Annotated in this window: 20 protein-coding genes; all 20 read right to left on the bottom strand. The window is 48.7% G+C overall.

Going from position 1 to position 21,334, the window contains the following annotated elements; all coding sequences use genetic code 11:
• Nucleotides 1-48: 48 nt before the first annotated feature.
• The 20 genes from C557_RS0113545 to C557_RS0113450 all read right to left on the bottom strand — a co-directional run bounded on the left by C557_RS0113545 (nt 49) and on the right by C557_RS0113450 (nt 21,285).
• Complete coding sequence (locus C557_RS0113545; RefSeq protein WP_018752414.1) at nt 49-1,011, bottom strand: dipeptidase; 963 nt, start codon at nt 1,009-1,011, stop codon at nt 49-51.
• A 123-nt stretch (nt 1,012-1,134) separates the two neighbouring features.
• Nucleotides 1,135-1,395, bottom strand: a complete 261-nt coding sequence (locus tag C557_RS0113540; protein WP_006211249.1) for a stage V sporulation protein S — start codon at nt 1,393-1,395, stop codon at nt 1,135-1,137.
• A gap of 147 nt (nt 1,396-1,542) precedes the next feature.
• Nucleotides 1,543-2,337 carry a TIGR00282 family metallophosphoesterase gene (locus C557_RS0113535; protein WP_026263478.1) on the bottom strand — a complete coding sequence of 265 codons (795 nt, stop codon included), beginning with the start codon at nt 2,335-2,337 and terminating at the stop codon, nt 1,543-1,545.
• A gap of 112 nt (nt 2,338-2,449) precedes the next feature.
• On the bottom strand, nt 2,450-3,991 hold the full coding sequence (rny, locus tag C557_RS0113530) for a ribonuclease Y (RefSeq protein WP_018752412.1): 1,542 nt from the start codon (nt 3,989-3,991) through the stop codon (nt 2,450-2,452).
• Between the two features lie 301 nt (nt 3,992-4,292).
• On the bottom strand, nt 4,293-5,150 hold the full coding sequence (locus tag C557_RS0113525; RefSeq protein ID WP_018752411.1) for a regulatory protein RecX: 858 nt from the start codon (nt 5,148-5,150) through the stop codon (nt 4,293-4,295).
• Between the two features lie 94 nt (nt 5,151-5,244).
• Nucleotides 5,245-6,306 (bottom strand): recombinase RecA, encoded by a 1,062-nt coding sequence (gene recA, locus C557_RS0113520; RefSeq protein ID WP_018752410.1) that lies wholly within the window; start codon nt 6,304-6,306, stop codon nt 5,245-5,247.
• Between the two features lie 463 nt (nt 6,307-6,769).
• On the bottom strand, nt 6,770-8,020 hold the full coding sequence (locus C557_RS0113515) for a competence/damage-inducible protein A (RefSeq protein ID WP_018752409.1): 1,251 nt from the start codon (nt 8,018-8,020) through the stop codon (nt 6,770-6,772).
• Between the two features lie 41 nt (nt 8,021-8,061).
• Nucleotides 8,062-8,649, bottom strand: a complete 588-nt coding sequence (gene pgsA / locus C557_RS0113510; protein WP_018752408.1) for a CDP-diacylglycerol--glycerol-3-phosphate 3-phosphatidyltransferase — start codon at nt 8,647-8,649, stop codon at nt 8,062-8,064.
• Nucleotides 8,646-9,974 (bottom strand): 30S ribosomal protein S12 methylthiotransferase RimO, encoded by a 1,329-nt coding sequence (rimO, locus tag C557_RS0113505; protein WP_018752407.1) that lies wholly within the window; start codon nt 9,972-9,974, stop codon nt 8,646-8,648. Before rimO ends, pgsA begins: the two co-directional genes overlap by 4 nt.
• A gap of 157 nt (nt 9,975-10,131) precedes the next feature.
• The gene (locus C557_RS0113500; protein ID WP_018752406.1) at nt 10,132-10,623 is read right to left on the bottom strand and encodes a YajQ family cyclic di-GMP-binding protein; all 492 of its coding nucleotides are present in this window, start codon (nt 10,621-10,623) and stop codon (nt 10,132-10,134) included.
• Between the two features lie 47 nt (nt 10,624-10,670).
• Complete coding sequence (locus tag C557_RS0113495) at nt 10,671-11,678, bottom strand: helix-turn-helix domain-containing protein (RefSeq protein WP_018752405.1); 1,008 nt, start codon at nt 11,676-11,678, stop codon at nt 10,671-10,673.
• A 40-nt stretch (nt 11,679-11,718) separates the two neighbouring features.
• Complete coding sequence (locus tag C557_RS0113490) at nt 11,719-12,486, bottom strand: DUF3388 domain-containing protein (RefSeq protein ID WP_018752404.1); 768 nt, start codon at nt 12,484-12,486, stop codon at nt 11,719-11,721.
• Nucleotides 12,487-12,707: 221 nt separating this feature from the next.
• Entirely contained in the window at nt 12,708-12,962 is a 255-nt protein-coding gene (locus C557_RS0113485) for a DUF3243 domain-containing protein (protein WP_018752403.1), read from the bottom strand.
• A 133-nt stretch (nt 12,963-13,095) separates the two neighbouring features.
• Nucleotides 13,096-13,863, bottom strand: coding sequence for an elongation factor P 5-aminopentanone reductase (gene ymfI, locus C557_RS0113480; protein WP_018752402.1), 768 nt, complete (start codon nt 13,861-13,863; stop codon nt 13,096-13,098).
• A complete protein-coding gene (gene yfmH / locus C557_RS0113475; protein WP_018752401.1) occupies nt 13,864-15,144 on the bottom strand; it encodes an EF-P 5-aminopentanol modification-associated protein YfmH in 1,281 nt (426 codons plus the stop codon).
• A 4-nt stretch (nt 15,145-15,148) separates the two neighbouring features.
• Nucleotides 15,149-16,429 carry an EF-P 5-aminopentanol modification-associated protein YfmF gene (yfmF, locus tag C557_RS0113470; protein WP_026263476.1) on the bottom strand — a complete coding sequence of 427 codons (1,281 nt, stop codon included), beginning with the start codon at nt 16,427-16,429 and terminating at the stop codon, nt 15,149-15,151.
• A gap of 235 nt (nt 16,430-16,664) precedes the next feature.
• Nucleotides 16,665-17,495, bottom strand: coding sequence for a spore cortex-lytic enzyme (gene sleB, locus C557_RS0113465; RefSeq protein ID WP_018752399.1), 831 nt, complete (start codon nt 17,493-17,495; stop codon nt 16,665-16,667).
• A 125-nt stretch (nt 17,496-17,620) separates the two neighbouring features.
• Entirely contained in the window at nt 17,621-18,460 is an 840-nt protein-coding gene (locus tag C557_RS0113460) for a DUF6544 family protein (protein WP_018752398.1), read from the bottom strand.
• Between the two features lie 4 nt (nt 18,461-18,464).
• Entirely contained in the window at nt 18,465-18,626 is a 162-nt protein-coding gene (locus tag C557_RS25265; RefSeq protein ID WP_018752397.1) for a hypothetical protein, read from the bottom strand.
• Nucleotide 18,627: 1 nt separating this feature from the next.
• On the bottom strand, nt 18,628-21,285 hold the full coding sequence (locus C557_RS0113450) for a DNA translocase FtsK (RefSeq protein WP_154656238.1): 2,658 nt from the start codon (nt 21,283-21,285) through the stop codon (nt 18,628-18,630).
• Nucleotides 21,286-21,334: the final 49 nt, after the last annotated feature.

Raw genomic sequence — 21,334 nt, 5'->3', positions numbered from 1 at the left:
TTTTTCATATAGTAGTTTTCGATCATTTCTATCTCGCAATTGGATGAATTAAAGCGCTTTCTTGCGTAAGGGTAGCCAATCCCGCAGGAATGCGGCTGCGTGGCCGGACAACCACCCGCGAACAAGCCTTTCTGGATAATGCTTTAGCAGCATGTCTTGGAATTTGGCGTAATCGCCGGCATGGCTTAAATGTCTTAAATGCGATTCGATCCCATCAAAATCGGAGCCAAATAGGATATGATCAGCACCTCCGAGTGCGCATATATGCTCAATATGAGGGAGTAGATCATGGCTTGATGGATGTCGGCCCTTCTTCACAAACCATGGAACAAAGGTCAAGCCGATGCGTCCGTTGAGTCTGATAATGGCTTCAATCTGGTCATCCCTTAAGTTGCGTGCGTGATCGCACACACTGTAGGCATTGGAGTGCGAAGCTATAAACGGCCGACTCGCTGCTTCGGCCAGTTCCTGCAGCTCCCAGAAGCCTTTTACTGATAAATGCGACACGTCAAGAATCATACCAAGCTCATGACACAATTCCACGAGTTCTCTGCCTGCCTGTGTCAGTCCTCCGTTTCTCGGCTCAAGAATGCCGTCAGCCGCCCAATTGGCATAATTCCAGGTTAAGCCAAGAATACGCACGCCCCGTTCAAAGCATTTGCGTACATGATCGAGATTTCCCTCCAGGCCATCCGCCCCCTCCAGCGATAACAAGCCACCGATTCCCCGGGATTGTTCCAGCTCCTTCAAGTCTTCGGCGAAGCCTATAGGGCGTACCCCCAAGCGAACGATATGATTATAGAACAGGTCTATTTGTTCCTGGATATGTCCGAATCGGGGAGCTCCCAGCTTTTCAGACAAGAAAATAGCAAAGCATTGCAACTGGATTCCCCCTTGCTTCATCCGGCGCAAGTTTACGTCCAGCTTCCGGGATCCGGCAAAATTCAGCTTGGGATTCAATTGCAGCTTGGATAATGCGTCACAATGAAAATCACTTACGGGTAGACTCATCGAACTTCCTCCTTGCTCCTTATAGAGGTTTCTGAATATTTCTCATATTATCTTAGGTTATGAAAAACAAACACAAAAAAACCTGTTTACCGTTGTAAACAGGCGGTCTTTCTATCGTAATAATTACCTTGGTTCAACAATCAATTTAATGGCCGTACGATCCTCACCATCAATAACAATATCCGTAAACGCCGGAATACAAATCAGGTCCACACCGCTTGGAGCAACAAATCCCCGGGCGATCGCTACAGCTTTAATGGCTTGGTTGAGAGCACCTGCCCCAATGGCTTGCAATTCAGCGCCGCCACGTTCTCTAAGAACTCCAGCAAGAGCGCCGGCAACGGAATTGGGGTTGGATTTTGCTGAAACCTTTAATACTTCCATCGTTCGTACCTCCCTGGGAAATTAGTTGAATTCCACTACTTAGAAGATATTCGTGAGAACTCAAATAATTCCTTCTTTTTCTCGGAGACAAACTTCGCGATGCCTTGACAGCAAGGACATCGATGATTTCAGCAAAGCCAAGCCTTCCTAGTCCATCAGCCATTCGTCCTCAAGCAGACGGATCTTTTGTATTTTCTGCGCTTTGCCGGTAGCTTCATCAATATCGACAATGACCGCATGAAAGTGCCATTTGCCTTCACAGACCTGGAAGCGGACCGGAAGCTGAGTTGTGAATTTACGCAACACCGCCGTACGCTCCATACCAAGGATGCCTTCACGTGAGCCTACCATGCCGGTATCCGTCAAATAGGCCGTTCCTTGTGGAAGGATTGTGTCATCATTGCTTTGCACATGAGTATGCGTACCTACTACCATAGAAGCTCTGCCATCCAGATGCCAGCCCATGGCAATTTTCTCCGAGGTCGCTTCGGCATGGAAATCCACTAAAATACATTTATGCTTTTTGGCCAACTGAGCCACAATTTCATCCGCAGCTCGAAAAGGATCATCTATCGCCGGCAGGAAGGTCCGGCCCATGAGGTTAACAATCGCCAGCTCTTTGCCATTTCCCTTAACCACGGTAAAACCCAGGCCAGGAGTTCCCGGAGGAAAGTTCGCAGGACGAACCATCCGCGGCTCATCGTCAATGAAATCAAATATTTCTTTATTGTCCCAGGTATGATTGCCCATCGTTAACCCATGAATGCCTTGCTCGAAGAACTCTCTGGCAATATTGGCGTTAATTCCCCGCCCCGCTGCCGCATTCTCCCCGTTGGCCACAATAATATGCGGATTGTACTTGGATTTCAAATGGGGCAATGTTGCCTTAAGCGCCTTACGTCCCGTATTTCCAACAATGTCTCCGATAAATAGAACTTTGATGTTGTACCCTCCTTCACTTGCAAACCAGCCGCCTTGAGTGCAGCAGATGCTTTAAGCCCTGGTCAGGCAATGAAAAAGCGGCCCGCGAGGGGCCACTTCTTCAGCATAACCTTTACTTGGCGTATTCAACCGCCCGCGTCTCGCGGATCACGGTGACTTTAATATGCCCCGGGTAATCCAGTTCACTTTCAATCGTCTTCGTAATATCTCGCGCCAACCGGAACGCTTCCGCGTCATCAATCTTTTCCGGTTGTACCATAACACGGACTTCACGACCCGCCTGAATGGCAAACGACTTCTCGACTCCTTCAAAAGACTCGGAGATTTCTTCGAGCTTCTCAAGACGTCGAATGTACGTTTCCAGCGTTTCACGACGTGCCCCTGGTCTTGCCGCTGACAAAGCATCGGCTGCGCCAACCAGCATAGCGATAACGGAAGTCGCTTCACAATCGCCATGGTGCGAGGCAATACTGTTGATAACTACCGGATGCTCTTTGTATTTCTTAGCCAGCTCTACGCCGATTTCGACATGAGATCCTTCCACTTCATGATCCAGCGCTTTACCGATATCATGCAGCAAGCCTGCCCGTTTGGCGAGTGTAATGTCTTCGCCAAGCTCCCCGGCCATCAGCCCTGCCAGGTAAGCAACCTCCATCGAGTGCTTCAATACATTTTGACCGTAGCTTGTCCGGAACTTGAGACGTCCCAAAATTTTGATCAAGTCAGGATGCAGTGCATGCACACCCACCTCAAAGGTAGCCTGCTCACCATATTCGCGAATACGTTCATCCACTTCCCGACGCGATTTTTCTACCATCTCTTCGATTCTTGCCGGGTGAATCCGTCCGTCTGCCACCAGTTTCTCCAGTGCCGTACGGGCAATTTCACGGCGAATCGGATCAAAGCCTGACAGAATAACCGCTTCCGGCGTATCGTCGATAATGAGATCAATCCCGGTAAGCGTCTCAAGAGCACGGATATTCCGGCCTTCCCGGCCGATAATCCGACCTTTCATTTCCTCGTTAGGCAACGTTACAACGGACACCGTAGTCTCCGCAACATGATCGGCTGCGCAACGCTGAATAGCAAGCGTAATAATCTCCCGGGATTTCTTATCCGCTTCTTCTTTTGCCTGCTGCTCAATGTCCTTAATCATCTGTGCAGTTTCATGGCGCACTTCCTGCTCCACGTTGTTCAAGATGATCGTACGAGCATCTTCCATCGAGAGATTAGAAATCCGTTCCAGCTCCTGCACTTGATTTTTGTAAATCAAGTCAATCTGCTGCTGTGTCTCTTCAATGCGTTTCTCTTTGCTGACCACTTGTTCTTCTTTACGTTCCAGCGATTCTAATTTTTTATCCAGCGACTCTTCTTTTTGCAACAATCGTCTTTCTTGTCGTTGTATTTCATTCCGACGTTCACGAATGTCTTTATCAGCTTCGGCTCTTAGCTTGTGGACTTCATCCTTAGCTTCCAGAACCGTTTCCTTTTTCAGTGCTTCTGCCTCTTTTTTACCATTTTCTATGATCTGAACGGCAGCTTGTTCGGCACTGGAAATTTTAGCTTCGGCAAGAGACTTGCGAATAAAATATCCGATCACGAACCCAAAGAATAAAGCGGCTGCAACGAGAACGCTCCAGATTACAGGACTCATCTGTTCACCTCCCCGTTGTTTCCTCCAAGGCATTCCTTGGGATGTTTGCAGTTTTTAGTTACTTTCGTTCCTTAGTTCATCATCATTTAAAACATACATGACTTGCCCATTTAGTTCGGCGGTTTCACGCAGCAACGCACCGCTTAAAGGCCGTGCCTTGCCTTCATGATTGAAGAACAGAATCCATCGCCACCCGTTGTTTTGGAAGGAAAAAAAGGGATGATGCGATATAGGTTCATATTTCATTTTATTATTTGACAAAAGATATTGTCAAGCCATGACAGGAGTTACCTGCCTAATCCTATTCTTCTTCCCAATCGTCCAATCCATTCATGTCGCCCCGTCCGCCAAGCTCGCGCATCACCCGCGAGACAACCCCGCCGCTAAATCCTCTGCGTTGCAAGAAAGCTCCTGTCTTCCGCTTTTTATCAAGCAGCTCCCCCGATAGGCTTCTCCACTTCTTGCTCCCTAGCTGCAGGGCGCTATCATACTCATCCTCTTCGCTTAAGCGGCTCAGTGCCTCCTCAATGTAGGGCTTGGAGACCCCCTTCTGGCGAAGTTCATGTCCGACCCATAACTTCCCCTTGCCACGGTTCCTCACTCGCTGGGAGACCCATTCCTGAGCGTACACAGCATCATCGATATACCCCTCGCTCTGCAAACGGGTCAAAACATCCTCTATCACAGGCTGGCCCCACCCTTTTTCACCCAAACGTTGGGATATCTCATAGGCTGTCCTCGGCTTCATGCCTAAATATTTCAGAGCATGGATATAGCTCTGCTGGCGCTCATCCGCAGCCACAATGTCCTCCAGTTCAGCCTTGGTAAATACCGCACCTTTAATCATGCGATATTTAATCATTACATCCTCGTGAACCTCCAGACTGTAGCTGCCAAAACGAATCTGATAGCTGTGCTTGGGGCGTTTCAGCATCAATACCGAGGTGATAGTCAACTCCATATCTTCAGGCAAAGCATCCAACCTCTGGATGTCCTCTTCTATCTCCTGGCGTTGCTCCTTTTCTACTGTTTTCGGCAGAGGCTGCCAAAAGGATTCGTCAGAGATATCAACAATTTCCCGTTCCTCTTTTTTTCCTCCACGATCTCTCTCGCCCGGTCTTGGCCACGAGTTCCCGTGATCCTTCATTCCGTTATCCAAACCAGATCCCTCCCGGCGATTTATACCAATAAAAAACGCTCTGCCCCGGCAACAGCCGAGGATCAGAGCGCTCACTAGCGTCTAGGCTAAAAGACTATTTATCTTCAAGAAGCGCTTGTTCTTCCTGTTGCTCAGCTTCCAATTCTTCAGCGGAGGTCGGAGCTACGGAAGTGGTCAGGTTGCTGGCCTGCCGAATCTTCTGTTCAATCACATCGGCAATGTCGCCATGCTCCTTCAAGTACTGCTTGGCATTCTCGCGACCTTGACCCAAACGCTCACCAGCAAAGGAATACCACGCACCACTCTTATCTACAATATCCAGTTCTACGCCGATATCAATGATGCTGCCTTCCTTGGAAATACCTTCACCATACATAATATCAATTTCTGCCTGCTTGAACGGTGGGGCTACCTTGTTCTTGACTACCTTGACTCTTGTACGATTCCCGACCATATCATTGCCCATCTTGATTGTCTCAATCCGACGCACATCCAAACGCACTGTCGAATAGAATTTCAAAGCCCGGCCACCTGGTGTTGTCTCGGGATTACCAAACATTACGCCGACCTTCTCGCGCAACTGGTTAATAAAGATCGCAATCGTCTTGGATTTGCTGATGGCCCCGGAGAGCTTCCGCAAAGCCTGCGACATCAAGCGGGCCTGCAAGCCCACATGAGAATCGCCCATTTCGCCTTCAATCTCAGCCTTAGGAACGAGGGCTGCTACAGAGTCAATGACGATAATGTCTACCGCCCCACTGCGCACGAGCGCTTCCGCAATCTCCAGCGCCTGCTCTCCTGTATCCGGTTGGGATAATAGCAGCTCGTCGATATTTACGCCCAGCTTGCCTGCATAGGAAGGGTCCAGTGCATGCTCCGCATCGATAAAGGCAGCTTGTCCACCAATCTTTTGCACTTCGGCAATCGCATGTAATGCTACGGTCGTCTTACCTGACGATTCCGGTCCGTACACTTCAATAATCCGTCCCCGTGGAAGTCCACCTGTGCCAAGCGCAATATCCAAGGCAATTGAACCGCTCGGAACGATCTCCACTTGCATATGTGTCGATTCACCCAGCTTCATGATCGACCCCTTACCGAACTGCTTTTCTATCTGGCGAAGCGCCATCTCCAGCGCTGCTTTACGATCTGACAATCAGCTCACATCCTTATATAAAATACATAATAAATAACCGCTTAGTTCATCTTTTCGTTTATAATTGTACCTTGTTTTGGTAGGTTTGCCAAGCACTTTTTTCGAACATATATTCGTATTTTTTTTCTTGGGGTATGCTCAACAATTACGGGATGCCACCGATACAAGCTCCAACCTATGCTTGTATTCCCATGTCAGCATGGAGTTGATTGTTCACCACATATCTCAACCGGCATGACCTTCCGGTGCAACCACTCCTTTTCGAGACTTAGCCCCCTTTCTTCGTAAGGACTCAGTCGCTTATTTTCCTTCTTTAGTTAATCCAAATAAAAAAGAACCGCAGCACAACTGAGTCAGTTTGCCACGGTTCTTCCGTACCCTGATTATAGGTGAATATCCGCAAAAACGTCAAGGCTGGGAGCTGGCTGACGAGCTAACGGCGATCTCTGTTTGGCATGATAACCTATTCCTGAAGGGCGCGCCACAGCCGATACAGCAACGTCTTGACCGAACGCAGGCGTACGGCATCACGGTTTCCTTTAATGTTAAGTTCAAATACCTCCGTGTCAGCAGCCTGTCTTGCAATGGCAACATAGACAAGACCGGCAGGCTTACGCTCCGATTGACCCGGACCGGCAACACCGGTGATGGAGAGCCCGAAATCAGTGTCTGCCGTAAGACGAACCTGTTCAGCCAATACCTTGGCCGTTTCCATACTCACCGCGCCGGGAGCAGCTTCTCCCTCTAACAGCTCATGGGGAACACCCAGCAGCTTCTCCTTGAGGGCATTGGAATAACAAACGATACCTCCCTGGAATACAGCAGAGCTGCCGGGCAAGGCTGTGAACATCTCCATAAGCAGGCCCCCGGTGCAGCTCTCCGCTGCGCTCAGCGTCAAGCCCCGCTCCTTCATAGTATCAAGAATAACCTGCTCGATAGGCACATCTACGTTGGCATACAAATGCTCCGGCAAGCGTGAGGCGATCTCTCGTTCTACGATATCCAGCTTATGCATGGCCGCCTGTTCATCCGTTGCTTTTGTCGATATACGAATCGTAACTTCGCCTTCCTTCGCATAGGGGGCGACCGTTGGATCGCTCTGCTCTTGAATCAAGTCAAGCAGCTTGGTCTCCAGAGCCGATTCTCCAATCCCGGCGAACTTCAGCATCTTCGAATAAATTGGCTGCTCTCCGGTCAATACACGCTCTAAAATCCAGGGCTTTGCCTGGCGCTCGAACATCGGCTTCATTTCCTTCGGCGGACCCGGAAGCACAATGTAGAACTTGCCATCCTGCTCGATGGCATTCCCTACCGCCAGGCCTGTCTCGTTAGGCAGCGGCGTTCCCCCTTCAATCGCCAGCGCTTGACGCCGATTGTTCTCTGTCATAGGAACACCACGTCCTTGAAAAAAACGCTCCACGTTATCCATGGCCTCGGCATCCTCATACAATGAACGCCCTAGCACACCCGCTAACGCTTCTTTGGTCAGATCATCCTGGGTAGGACCGATCCCTCCGGTAAATATTAATACATCCGCCCGGCCTGCCGCCGTCTCCACAGCATGAGCAAGTCGGCTCATATTATCGCCCACCACCGTTTGAAAATACACATCAATTCCTAGAGCAGCCAGCTCCTGAGAGAGATACTGTGCATTAGAATTGACAATCTGGCCCAGCAGCAGTTCTGTTCCCACCGCAATAATTTCCGCTTTCATCTTCAATAAGCCCCCTCTGATCGTTTCCGGCTTGTCCCGGATTACGCTTTGGAAAAAGAAAGCACACTTTTGTTCTTCACAAAGTAATCAATCCCCGAATACAGCGTAATGACAGCGGCCAACCACATGGCAATCTCATCAAAAGGGATCGATAACCACTGGAAGGGGAAGTTGTTCAGCAGCAATGCGGAGATGGCAATAATTTGCGTAACCGTCTTTGCCTTTCCCCATTTGCTGGCGGCAATGACCGAACCAGCCAGCAGTGCAACCTCACGCAGGCCGGTAACGGCAAATTCACGGCTAATAATAATAGCCGCAATCCAGGGATCGCATTTCCCCATCGCAACAAGACCAATCAGTACCGTAGCTACCAACAGCTTATCCGCCAGCGGATCAAGCAGCTTGCCGAGATTGGTCACCAGATTGTATTTGCGGGCAATATAGCCATCAATGCCATCGGTACTTGCGGCTATAATGAACAAAATAGCAGCAATTAGCTGATGCACCGGCAAGGAATAAGCGCCCAGAGCAAGCTCGTAAGAGAGCCAGCCAGCATCCACCAGCAGGAACACCAGCATTACTGGAATCATAAAAATACGTGTTAATGTAATGCGATTGGGCAAATTCACAAAACGGCCTCCCCGGACAAATCATAATCATAAGCATGCGTAATTCGCACTTTCGTCAACTCGCCAATCGAAGTCTTACAATTTGTAATATATACCTCGCCATCAATTTCCGGAGCATCATACTGGGAGCGTCCCACATAAATGTCGCTGCGTCCATCATAACGTTCAACCAACACATCTAGCACTTGACCGATATACTTGCCGCTCTCGGCATTGGCTACTTCGCGTTGTATTTCCATTAAAGTGTTGGCTCGCCATTCCTTAACTTCTTCGTCTATTTGATTTGGCAAACGAGAAGCTGGCGTGTCTTCTTCCTTGGAGTAAGTAAAAACCCCTAGCCGGTCAAACTTGATCTCTTTTACAAACTCGCTCAACCGCTGGAAATCCTCTTCAGTTTCGCCTGGAAATCCAACGATTAAGGAAGTACGTAAGGAAACGTTAGGAATACGCTCCCGGATTTTATGAATCAGTTCGCGGGCATCGCGGTTCCGTCCCGGACGGCGCATTCTCTTCAGAATGGCATCTTCGCTATGCTGCAACGGCAAGTCCACGTATTTGCAAATCTTCGGATTGCGGGCCATAACCTCGATGAGTTCATCGGTAAAGAAACCAGGATATGCATAGTGCAAACGCACCCAGGCAATCCCATCTACCTCGCTAACCTTATCCATCAGCTCCGGCAATTTGAATTCACCGTACAAATCCGTCCCATAATTCGTGGAATCCTGAGCAATAAGGCTGATTTCCTTGACCCCTTGATCAGCCATGTTCTTGACTTCTTCAAGGATGGATTCCATGGACCGACTGCGAAAATTCCCGCGCATCATCGGGATGCTGCAGAAGGTACAACTGTTATCGCATCCTTCAGCAATTTTCACATATGCCGTATAGCGTGCCGTTGTCAGCTTGCGGGGCAGCGCCTGTTCGTAGTTAAAGACGGGATTACCAACAAGAGCCGGCTGCTTACCCTTCAACGCCTCGTCCACAATCCGGTTGATATGATGAAAATCCCCTGTTCCGACAATTCCATCGATTTCCGGCATTTCCTCCATGAGGGCCTGCTTGTACCGTTGCGTCAGACAGCCAGAGACAATGAGCGCCTTAAGTCTGCCGGTATCCTTAAGCTCGGCCATCTCCAAAATCGTATTTACCGATTCCTCTTTGGCCGCATCGATGAATCCGCACGTGTTGACAATGATAACGGTCGCGTCTTCCTGGTCATCTACCAGGGAATAACCACGTTGATCAATCAATCCGGACATAATCTCCGAGTCGACCAGATTTTTCTCGCAGCCAAGTGTCACGATTTTTACTTTTTCAGTCATCTGTCTTGTCCTCCATCGTATTTCGAGCCCCATTCATCCTACTCTAGCAAGGATTTTAACAACCTATACAAGTATAATATTCCATTGCATTGGCTGTCAAAAATATGAAAAGGGCCTCCCGCAGCCCGTCAAGGACTGCAAGAGACCATCATAACAATTATTTAAAGTTAGTAAATTGCAAATCTACCGTCAAATCCGCCTTGCGCAACATTTGCATCACTTGCTGCAGATCATCCTTACTTTTACCCGTAACTCGAATTTGATCACCCTGGATTTGGCTCTTCACCTTTAGCTTGGAATCGCGAATTAAGACGTTAATTTTCTTGGCGTTTTCCTGATCGATGCCTTGCTTCAGGTTGATGCGCTGACGGACTGTTCCAAGGGAAGCAGGCTCTACCTTGCCATAGTCCAAGTTCTTGATGGGCAATCCTCGCTTGATCATCTTCGATTGCAAAATATCAATGACAGCGCTCAGCTTGTACTCGTCATCGGAGACAACAACGAGCACATCTTTCTCCACCTTAAGCTCACTTTTGCTTCCCTTGAAGTCAAAGCGGTTGGCAATCTCCCGTTCCGTTTGATCAATGGCGTTAGTTAATTCTTGCATATCCATTTTAGAGACAATATCAAAGGCACTTTCCGAAGCCATTCTTCACCCATCCTTTTCTAATCACATCCGGCGTATATCGATTCATATTATTCTCCGCCACTATCGATACTCTCGTCTTCCGTCGTTGCGGAATCCTCGCCAGCAGGCTCTCCGTTATCGAGATTAAGCAAAAATCTTGAAGTCGCTTTGCCATCCTCCAGCGTTTCCCCTGCCACTGTAATCGTTGTATTCTTTGAAGCCCCGGAGATCACAAACAAGCCCTCTGGACCAATTTCATACGTCAGTACATCGCCGTCCTTCGTTGCTCCAAAATACAGCTTTTCGCCCTTTCGGCTGCCTTTTCTGACTTCTACCCAGCTTTCACCGGTTGCTGTAATAGTAACCATCGCAGGTGTATTTCCAGCATTTTGCACCTTATATTTGGTTGTGCTTCCCTGTTTACCGTCCGGCACAAGCGTCAACTCACCTGTTGTACCATCTCCAGGCTCATTTGTTGCGTTCTCTTCATTGTTCAGATCCGTTCCTGCATTTGTACCCGCATCGTTCCCGCTTCCATTCTCCGTGCCGTTGTTGCCGCCTACGGCATCCCCATCCGCCGGCAAATTTCCTGTATTCCCCTGGTCGCTGTCGTTATTGCTTTCAGGCGCTTTACCTTCAGTCACCGGTGTAGGATCTGGCTCAGGTCCGTCCGCATTCCGGCCCGGATTGCCCCATAAGGTAAAATACATATAGATGACGACAAGAATCAAAATAGCGAAGGACCACATCAGCGTTGTAGACAGCCATTTTGAATTACGCTCTGAATGCTGACGGCTCCGGCGCTTCTGGATCACCGGCTCCATGGTCGCCTCGGGAGTCGCATCGGGAACATGCTGGCGGTGTTCAGCCAGTAGTTCATCTGCATCTACACCAACCGTTTCCGCGTATGTTTTAATAAATGCCCGGACATAGAAACTACCCGGCAGCACCTTGTAATCACCCGATTCGATGGCTTCTAAATAGCGTTTGCGAATTTTCGTCATTTCCTGTACATCATCAAGCGACAAACCACGGGCAAGACGAGCTTCCCGTAACTGTTGCCCCAAATCCGACACGGCCATCACCTCCTGCAATCAAGTTATATTTAGTATGTCATTACACATCGTCTGTATAAATTGTCTTAAACGTATCGTAAACGATCTGCTCCTCTGGATTGTTACGCAATTCAATAATTATATCAAAGTTATCATAACTATACTCCGATTCTTTCACAAAAACATCGGGGTGTTCAATCACCTTGGTAGATGGCATAGCCATTAAATCCTGAAGCAATTGATAGTGCTTTTCGTTGGAGCGCAAGGTACTGATGATCCCATCGATGATAAATACGTTATGGGGATTAACCTCATCCTCGGATAGCTGGCTTCGCACTGTTTGTCTTAGCAATGTTGAAGAGACAAAGGTCCACCGCTTCATTGCGCAAACGCTACCGGCTATAATCGACTCCGTCTTGCCAACCCGCGGCATTCCCCGAAGCCCGATCACCTGATGCCCTTCCCTCTTGAACAATTCGCCGAGAAAATCAACCAAAATACCAAGTTCATCCCTCGTGAACCGAAACGTCTTGCGGTCATCGGAATCGCGCTCGATATAGCGGCCATGCCGAACGGCCAGCAAATCAACAAGCCGCGGATTGCGTAGGGCGGTTACTGTGATGCTATCCACCTTGCTCAAAATTTTGCTGACTTGCTCGATTTTTCCATCATCGTCGCTTTCCAATAACAGCCCCCGCGTTTTGCCTTCTACACCGTTGATCGTCAAAATATTAATCTCCAGCATCCCCAGCATAGAGGCAATATCCCCCAAAAGTCCCGGGCGATTTTTATGTATTGTATACTCTAAATACCATTGTTTCTGCGTCATTGCCAAGCACCTTCTTCAGTCGCTCATACACCATTCGACAAATTAGGTCTTAATTCCTGCCTGTTTGTCAAAAAATCCCTAAACCTGGTGGATCTTTTTAGAGAATATATTTAACGTGCATGTTCATATGTGTTTTATGATATATAAAATGAAAATGAAAGGCAAGCCAATAGGATAAATGGGTGAAAAGCTCCCAGATCGGGAGCTTTTCAAGGGGCCATCTATGCGTTTTTCTTGGCCAACTTGACCATCAAACGGGCAATGGTTTTCCGCTCTTCCTCGGTACCCACATCCCAAATTTCCTTGATTGCACGGTTGGATTCATTCTGCGGATCCACCTTGTGATCCAGAAAGCTCCCGATTTCGTAGGCCAAATTAGTGATAGTCTCATCGCTAATGCCTACCTTTTCAGCATCCTCCACGCGCTCTCCAAGGAATTTCTTCCAGCTATCAAAATTTTTGAGTACTGTTGACATGATAAATCCTCCTTTGGTTGACGATTTAAGCTCAACAGTTGTAATATGCGAAATTAACAGCGGTTTTATGCGGTGTAGAACCACCAAAACCCTTGTAACATTTGCCTCAGGCGGCTTTTTTTGAACAACCGCTTTAAGTGAGCCATCCCCCATTGGGGCTGATGATTTGACCGGTAATATAACCTGATTCCGGCAGAGCCAGGAAATAAACGAGCGACGATATCTCCTCCGGTGAGCCTAGGCGGCCGGCCGGAATTTCCTCTTCCAGTTGCCGCAGTTCCTCCGGGTCAAATCTTACCATCATATCGGTTTTTACCGGACCCGGGGCTATGGCATTGACAGTCACCTCTGAAGGAGCAAGCTCCTTGGCCAATGCTTTTGTAAAGGCATTAACTCCCCCCTTGGCTGCCGAATAGACCACCTCACAGGACCCTCCGGAGATCCCCCAAATGGAAGAAACGTTGATGATTCGCCCGAAACGTTGATTAATCATATATGGCATGAATAGTTGGGTACACAGGAAGACACTTTTTAAATTTACGTTCATTATATCGTCCCATTCCTCTTCGGTTACATCCGAAAGCAGACCATAATGAGATATCCCTGCATTATTCACCAGAATATCAGGATATAGCCCAAAATGATCCAATCGTTTCTTCATTCGAACAATCTCTTCCTTGCTTCTCAGGTCAGCCGCCATAGTGTAAGCCTTGGCCCCCAGCTCAAGACATTTACGGGCAACCTCATTGGCAGCCTCGTGAGAATTCATGTAATGAATGACCACATTCATGCCTACAGAGGCAAACCTCAGAGCGACCTCGGCTCCAATTCCCCGGCTTGCCCCGGTAATCAGCACGGTCATATCGGTAAACTTTTTCCCTCCCCCATGCAATTGTGTCATCTATGGGCTCACCACGAGAGATACGGCTAATTGCTCCCAATCCATATGCTCGCGCAGCCGGGTATTCACTTCATCCAGCGTCAACGACTCATACAGCGGCAATACTGCAAATAAATCTCCGCCCCGGAACCGATAACGGGTAAACTCATGGGCAATGTTCTCCGGCGAGTTCAACATACGCAGGTAACCGCCAATTTTCTTCTTGCGCGCCCGTTCGAAATCCTCCTGCTTAAAGCCGGTGGATAACAGGGCCTCTGCCTCCTCGCGGATAACAGCAAGCAAGCGGTCCGGGTCCTTTGTATCCCCACCAATCGCTGAGAAAGCATAATTGGGGTTGCTATTGTATTCATGACCAAAGCTATCCGAGATCAGATCTGCATCATAAAGCTTTTGATACAGCTTTGTGCTGGAGCCAAATAACAAATCCAGCGCTAGCTTGGTCGTCAAATCCCGACGCAGCAATTCCTCCCCGCTTAAGCCTAGACGGGTTTCCTTAAAGCCGAACAAGCATTTTGGCAGTGATACAGGCAAACGCGATTCCCGCCGTTTCTCTGAAACCTCCTGAGGCTCATCATCAAACAACCGATCGATGGCACCCTGCGGCTCATATTTCTTCGCCGCTTGATTGCGGCGCACCAAGGCGAACACTTCCTCTGGCTGAACACCTCCTACAACGAACAACAGCATATTGCTGGGATGGTAAAAGGCGTTGTAACACGTATACAAGGTTTCTTTGGTAATCGTGGTGATCGATTCTACCGTTCCGGCGATATCGATGTGTACCGGATGGACCTTGTACATCGCTTCAATCAAGCCAAAATAAACTCGCCAATCCGGATTATCGCGGTACATGCCAATCTCCTGGCCAATGATGCCTTTTTCCTTTTCCACATTTTCATCTGTGAAGTAAGGATGTTGGACAAAATTAATTAATGTCTCCAGATTAGCCGGAATGTTGTCTGTAGCTGAGAACAGGTACACCGTCTGGTCAAAGCTTGTAAACGCATTAGCCGAAGCTCCTTGGGAAGCAAAGGTAGCAAAAATATCGCCTTCTGGCTCTTCAAACATTTTGTGCTCCAAGAAATGAGCGATACCGTCCGGGACTGCAATGTCTTTTTCACCTTCTACACGAAAATGGTTATCAATAGAACCATATTTCGTGGAAAACGTAGCATATATTTTTTGGAAGCCGGGTTTGGGCAGTACAAAAACCTGCAAACCGTTATCCATCGTTTCATAATAAAGCGTCTCTTGCAACGCATCGTAACGAATAGTATCCATCCGGCTACTCCTCCTTCCGCCCTGTTAGAAAGTATATCGTATCCAATTGTACGGTTTCCGCAGCCTGCACAATATCGCGAACCGTCACCTGCTCCACTTGCTGAAGCAATTGTTCGGCAGAACGCTCCTTACCTGACAATACGCGGTTAAAGTCGTATGCGATCATTTCGAAAGCAGAATCCTGCATTTCCAGCAAACTGTTGCGAATCATGGCTTTTGTCTGCGACATCTCCAGTTCGCTAATCTCTCCCGCACGCATGCTGGCCAATTGGGCTTCAATAATTTGCAGTGCTTTCTCATAGTTAGCAATTTCGATTCCAGATTGAATACTTACGATCCCTTTGTGACCATCAAATCGGGAAGCTGCATAATAAGCCAGGCTCTCTTTCTCCCGCACATTAATAAACAGCTTGGAGTGCGGATAGCTTCCAAGCACTCCGTTATATAACAAGGCGGCGGCATAACGTTCATCCCCATATGTAATGGATGTCCGCATCCCTAGATTCAGCTTGCCTTGATTAACATCCAATTTTTCCGTGACCGACTTCACTTCTCCAGAGCGCAAGCTTACCTTCTCCGGCTCATATTGCGGAGTGAACGAACGGTTTAAGCTAAAATGCTTGGCAACCAGCTCTTCCACCTCGGCCAGAGAGGTGTCTCCCACCACATAAAGGTCCAAGTGGGCTTGCTGCAGCCATTCTTGATAAGCCGCATATAGCGACTCTGGCGTAATGGCATCCAGTTCTTTACGTTCGCCCAGGGGGTGTAGACGATAGGGATCGTCCTTGAACATCTCTTCCATGCAGCGCTCGGCGGCATAACGGATTTTATCATTAATAATACCTTCCAGCTTCTTACGAACCGACTCCCGTTCCGAATGGACATAACCTGTACGAAAGGCTCCGTTCTCCAAGGCCGGCTTGGTAAACACCTCGCCTAGAAAGGCAAAACTCTTATCCAGCAACGATCCTTCACTTTGTACAAAGGAATCATTGATTGTGTCCATACGAAACTGAACAAGCTGGTAATTTCCGCGTTTATATACATCAAACCCGAATCCGGCTCCGTACAAATGCTCCAATTGCTCTCTGAACTGAGTCGTTTCCGGATAGGATTCCGTACCCCGCCGCAGAACAAAGGGGGTAAGCGCCGTAGTTGTAACCTTCTGTTCATTCAGCGGCAAACCTGCGTAGAGGGATATCGCAAACGTCTTAAATCGCTTGGTCGGTAATACATGCAACCGAATATGCCCCACACTGCCGCGTTCAAATGCCGTTTTGTTCAAAACGAAAACTCCTTTGCCAGAGACTTTATCAATCCTGAAATCCAGTTCCATTCTATACCAATTCAAAGGAAAGAAGCAACCTGACAACAATCGGCTGCTCCTTCCACTTTCTTAGAGGTAGTTCAAAAAGTCATCTTCTGATCTCTAAGGGATCCAAGAAGTAAATTCGGCATCAAATCTTGAATTCAACCGGCCAAACCTAAGCTTCCGTAGTAACCTTTTGAACCTATTTATTTTACATGCAGAAAATATGCTCCCCGATGGTCTTCACCTGTGGTCTGGTCCAAATCCATTTGGATGTGGCCGTATTAGGGTTGAAGTAGTACAAGCATCCGCCGCTGGGGTCCCAGCCATTAAGCGCCTGCTGCACTGCCTTCCTGGCTCTCTCATTAGGCTCCAGCCAGATTTGCCCGTCGGCTACTGCAGTGAATGCACCCGGTTGAAAAATAACGCCAGATACCGTGTTCGGGAAGCTTGGAGATTTCACCCGGTTCAGAATGACGGCTGCTACAGCCACCTGTCCTTCAAATGGCTCTCCGCGAGATTCACCGTAAACGGCATTGGCCATTATCTTCAAATCATTCTCAGACAATCCCATGGTATTGGACGGAGCCAACTCAGATTCGGCTTTGACATTCCCGCCAGATCCGGCATTTCCTCCTCCCTTGCCGCCTGTACCACCGCCGCCGCTATTCGCGTATTCCATACCCGGCTTCCAATTTTTCGTGGCATTATATAGCTTGAGCTTTGTTTTTGGACCAGCCAGACCATCGACCGGCATCCCGAACTCCGATTGGAACCATTTCAGAGCATCCCGGGTTTTGGGACCAAATTGACTATCCAGCTTGCCATGGTAAAAGCCAAGGTAGGATAGTCGGCCCTGGAGCTCATACACGTCCTTGCCATATGCCCCATAATCAATCACCTGATCGCTGAACACAGGCTCCGCCTCCTGAGAAGGGACCCCGCTGGCCTGAACCGTATGCCATAAAGTACTTGCTCCGTATCCGATTCCGAACAGAAACAGCACTAGACCGAAGGCTAACCAGACTTTTGCTTTATTCATACGTTTAGCTCTACCTTTCTTTTAGTGGATTAACAAGGATGGGTAACTTTAGTATGACAAGCACCCTCCCTTCCTATGCACCCTAAAATTCAGGCAAGCTAAACGCCCCGTCTGCTTCGCTGGAGCTATCGGTAACTCACTGCAAATTGATGGCTGTCAAAATAGATAAAATCACCTTGCTCCTCATTCCACACCGCCTGCAAATGAGTTGGCAGCCGCATTCCGTTGATAAATTGATAATCCTTGAATAGAGCCGACCATGAGACTTGCCGAGACTGCCCATTTGGAGTAATCATGGCTCTGTCCTCTGTGGTAAAAGCCAGCAGTTCCCCTTCTTCGCTGAACGTAAAGATTCCGCTGGCCGTAAGACCTCCATAGGTAATCGTCGCTTTGGCTTGATTGGGGTCATGTACCGGCTCCCAAGCCACATAAGGCTGCAAAGCAACGCTGGGCAGAATTAGACTTTCCGACAGGAAAGTGACGAGACATGCCCGATCCATCTCGTTACCACGCTGATTAAATAAGGAAATCCCCTTTCCTAACACTCCCTTCATTCCTCCATGACCGCCAATATAAGTATCAAGTCCTTCAAAGGGGATGCCGTATAGGGCAGCATCGATGTAGGCCAGCCTGACAGGCTCATCCGCGAAATTATACTGAGTATAGTCCATTTTCAGTCTTTTGTTCTGTGGCGCCAGTACAAAATCAACATCTTTAAACGATATTTTCATGTAGGACATCTTCGGCTGATTCAGAAAACCGGAATACCTGAAATAAGCCTGAACCGGCTGGGGAAGCTTCTGAATATCTGTTAATGTAAACACCGTGGACTCATTTGGCACCAGGCTGCTGACATAATTCGCTGCCTGACGGTCAAATTCCGCTTTCGTTTTGGAATAAGGCCCTCTTAGAAACCAAGCTATTCCAGTCACCACCAGTGCGATGATCAAGATTGTCAACCACATTTGTCTACGCCTCCTGCTTATTATTTCGCTCCATTTGGTTAACATTGATCGCCAGCTTCATCATTCCTTGATATAAGCCATCCGTTAAGGTGTCACCAAAGCTGGCGAATAGATCGCTCATAAATGCACAAGCCGACATACGGTAAATCCGCATATCGGCTTGCATCTTATCCTATCTTGCCCATCTTATATTGCTCAATAGACATTAACACTTCACGTGGTTTGCTGCCCTCATAAGGCCCCACGATTCCCCGGGCTTCCATGGAATCAATCAGACGCGCTGCCCTGGTGTACCCCACGCGCATACGACGCTGCAAAAGGGAAACTGAAGCCTGCTTGGCTTCAAGTACAATCTGAACGGCTTGATCATACAGCTCGTCCAATACTTCTTCATGCTCCTGCACCTCGTCGTCTACCTCCGGCACCAGGCTCTCATCATATTCAGCTTGGCCTTGGCCTCTAACGTAATTAACAATGGTCTCCACTTCCTGATCACTCATAAAAGCACCCTGCACACGAACCGGCTTGGAGGCTCCCATTGGCATAAACAGCATATCACCGCGGCCTAACAATTTCTCAGCTCCGGCCATATCAAGAATCGTCCGCGAATCGACCTGGGAGGATACGCCAAACGCAATCCGTGATGGTATATTCGCTTTGATGACCCCTGTGATGACATCTACAGAAGGCCGCTGCGTAGCTATGATCAAATGAATGCCGGCGGCACGAGCCATTTGGGCCAGTCGAGCAATCGCATCCTCAACATCACTGGCTGCAACCATCATCAGATCGGCTAACTCATCTACAATTACCACGATATAAGGCAAAATTGCTTCAGGGTTATCCTTCATCATTTTATTGTAGCCTTCCACATTACGAGCTCCCGATTTGGAGAACAGTTCATAACGCTTCTCCATTTCGACAACGATCTTCTTCAGCGCAAGCGATGCCCTGCGTGGATCGGTAACCACAGGAGCCAGCAAATGCGGAATGCCATTGTATACATTTAACTCAACCATCTTCGGGTCAACCATCAGAAATTTCACTTCGTCCGGCTTGGCCTTGAACAGAATGCTGGTAATAATCCCGTTAATGCACACCGATTTGCCCGAGCCTGTAGCCCCAGCTACTAGCAAATGCGGCATCTTGGCCAGGTTGCCCACAATCGTCTGTCCCGAAATATCTCGGCCAAAGGCAATGGTTAGCTTAGCCTCAGCTTCCATAAACGTTGGCGTCTCCATGACCTCACGCATCGTAACTACCGACACTTCATTATTCGGCACCTCAATACCAATAGCAGACTTGCCGGGAATCGGAGCCTCCATCCGAATATCCTTGGCAGCCAGTGCCAGCGCAATATCATCCGTCAAGTTGACGATCCGGCTCACCTTCACCCCGATATCAGGCTGAATTTCATATCTTGTAACTGCGGGTCCCCGCACAACTTCCAACACTTTGGCACGAACACCAAAGCTTTCCAGCGTCGCCTCCAGCTTGCGTGCCGTCTGCATATAATCGGCCTGATCTCCAGCTTTACCAGCCCCTGTCGGCTTCGCAAGCAGACGGAAGGAAGGGAGCTTATACGGCTTTGGAGCCGGCTTAGGTGATGGTGTTACCAGAGCAGGTTCACCACTGTCCGGGAACTCACCATCCAGCTCTCCGCCTATCGCCCCACCCTCGTTGCTATCTAGACTATCCGGAAAGTCGGGACTTTGCTCCGCATCCTCGCCAAACGGTTCCACAGGAGAAGCAGCAATACTGTCCAGTTCACTGTCATCCTGCTCTTCCTCGCTTTGCAGGCTTTCCCGCTGAATATGATCGAAGAAATCGCGAATAATCGGGCCCGTGCTTCCCTTGTCCGTCCCGGGTAAATCTGGTCCTTCGTTGCCAAGTGATTCCTTTGTTCCTTTGCTGGCATAGCTCAGCTCGTTCCAGTTAATTTCTCTCCCTGGCATTTCGTGGACCGCAATATCTGCTCCATGAGCAGCTTCTTCGGTCTCCACCAAGTCGGAGGCTTGTACCTCTGGTTGCTTCTGACGCCCCTTGTAACCAAATAACTGGAAGAATACCGGCTTCTTGCGGACGGCGGAGGCCACTGCGGGAGCCTCTTCCTCGCTATTGGGAGCGTACAGTTCTTCTTCATTTTCCTCCAGGTCTTCCTCCGCCATAGACGCTACCGGTGACGGTTTCTTCATCTTATTCGGCCGTCCGCGAACGGGCACTGGACGCAACATGCGAATCTTCTGGCCAAGCTGCTCTCCCAGCGTGCCCAGTTTGGTACGCAGAAGGCGGAACAAATCCACATAGGATAAGCCGGTAATCAGCATAAAGCTGATAGCCAGCATAACGATCATGATCAATTTGGCCCCTGCCATACCGAACAAAGAGAACAGCAGAGCGAATTCCAAGCCGCCCACATAGCCACCACTAATGTCCAGTCCAAGCAAGCTAAAGCCAGCGTCTGGCGTTGGAGACTGGAACAATGAGCCTTGCAAATCACGATGAATTTGTCCAAGAATACTTCCCGTTCCGAGTGATCCCGTAGGAGCCAGCTTCTGTCCCATAGCGGAGATAGTGCTCATCAGTGAAAGTGCCAACACGCCGAGCAGCACTCCACTCCGCCGCGTATTCCAGCGATTGGGCCATTTCCGTTGAATCATTACGGAAAGGCCCAAGTAAATGCCAACCAGCGGTATCACAAAATAAAACTTGCCGAGGACCAGTGCCGCCATTTTGGACAATGTTCTGCCAACAGCCGCTTCCCCTGACAAAGCTATAATGGATAACGTAATCAGGATGATTCCGTATATTTCATATTTAAGCATACTGCCCAGGGCAGCTTTCCTCTTCTTCCGTTTCCGTGCCAAAACGAAA

Origin of the sequence: Paenibacillus sanguinis 2301083 = DSM 16941, from assembly GCF_000374825.1 — a bacterium.
Lineage (GTDB): Bacteria > Bacillota > Bacilli > Paenibacillales > Paenibacillaceae > Fontibacillus > Fontibacillus sanguinis.
The sequence above is the reverse complement of the archived record's forward strand: the minus strand, read 5'-3'. Positions and strand labels throughout refer to the sequence as shown.

Bases quoted from the DNA above. Each gene is read 5' to 3' on its own strand.
- rimO (WP_018752407.1), bottom strand. From the start codon at position 9,974: ATGACTGAAAAAGTAAAAATCGTGACACTTGGCTGCGAGAAAAATCTG.
- C557_RS0113490 (WP_018752404.1), bottom strand. From the start codon at position 12,486: ATGACGCAGAAACAATGGTATTTAGAGTATACAATACATAAAAATCGC.
- C557_RS0113545 (WP_018752414.1), bottom strand. From the start codon at position 1,011: ATGAGTCTACCCGTAAGTGATTTTCATTGTGACGCATTATCCAAGCTG.
- sleB (WP_018752399.1), bottom strand. From the start codon at position 17,495: ATGAATAAAGCAAAAGTCTGGTTAGCCTTCGGTCTAGTGCTGTTTCTG.
- yfmH (WP_018752401.1), bottom strand. From the start codon at position 15,144: ATGGATACTATTCGTTACGATGCGTTGCAAGAGACGCTTTATTATGAA.
- C557_RS0113515 (WP_018752409.1), bottom strand. From the start codon at position 8,020: ATGAAAGCGGAAATTATTGCGGTGGGAACAGAACTGCTGCTGGGCCAG.
- rny (WP_018752412.1), bottom strand. From the start codon at position 3,991: ATGAGTCCTGTAATCTGGAGCGTTCTCGTTGCAGCCGCTTTATTCTTT.
- C557_RS25265 (WP_018752397.1), bottom strand. From the start codon at position 18,626: ATGCAAGCCGATATGCGGATTTACCGTATGTCGGCTTGTGCATTTATG.
- C557_RS0113450 (WP_154656238.1), bottom strand. From the start codon at position 21,285: ATGCTTAAATATGAAATATACGGAATCATCCTGATTACGTTATCCATT.
- C557_RS0113540 (WP_006211249.1), bottom strand. From the start codon at position 1,395: ATGGAAGTATTAAAGGTTTCAGCAAAATCCAACCCCAATTCCGTTGCC.
- ymfI (WP_018752402.1), bottom strand. From the start codon at position 13,863: ATGACACAATTGCATGGGGGAGGGAAAAAGTTTACCGATATGACCGTG.
- C557_RS0113500 (WP_018752406.1), bottom strand. From the start codon at position 10,623: ATGGCTTCGGAAAGTGCCTTTGATATTGTCTCTAAAATGGATATGCAA.
- C557_RS0113485 (WP_018752403.1), bottom strand. From the start codon at position 12,962: ATGTCAACAGTACTCAAAAATTTTGATAGCTGGAAGAAATTCCTTGGA.
- C557_RS0113460 (WP_018752398.1), bottom strand. From the start codon at position 18,460: ATGTGGTTGACAATCTTGATCATCGCACTGGTGGTGACTGGAATAGCT.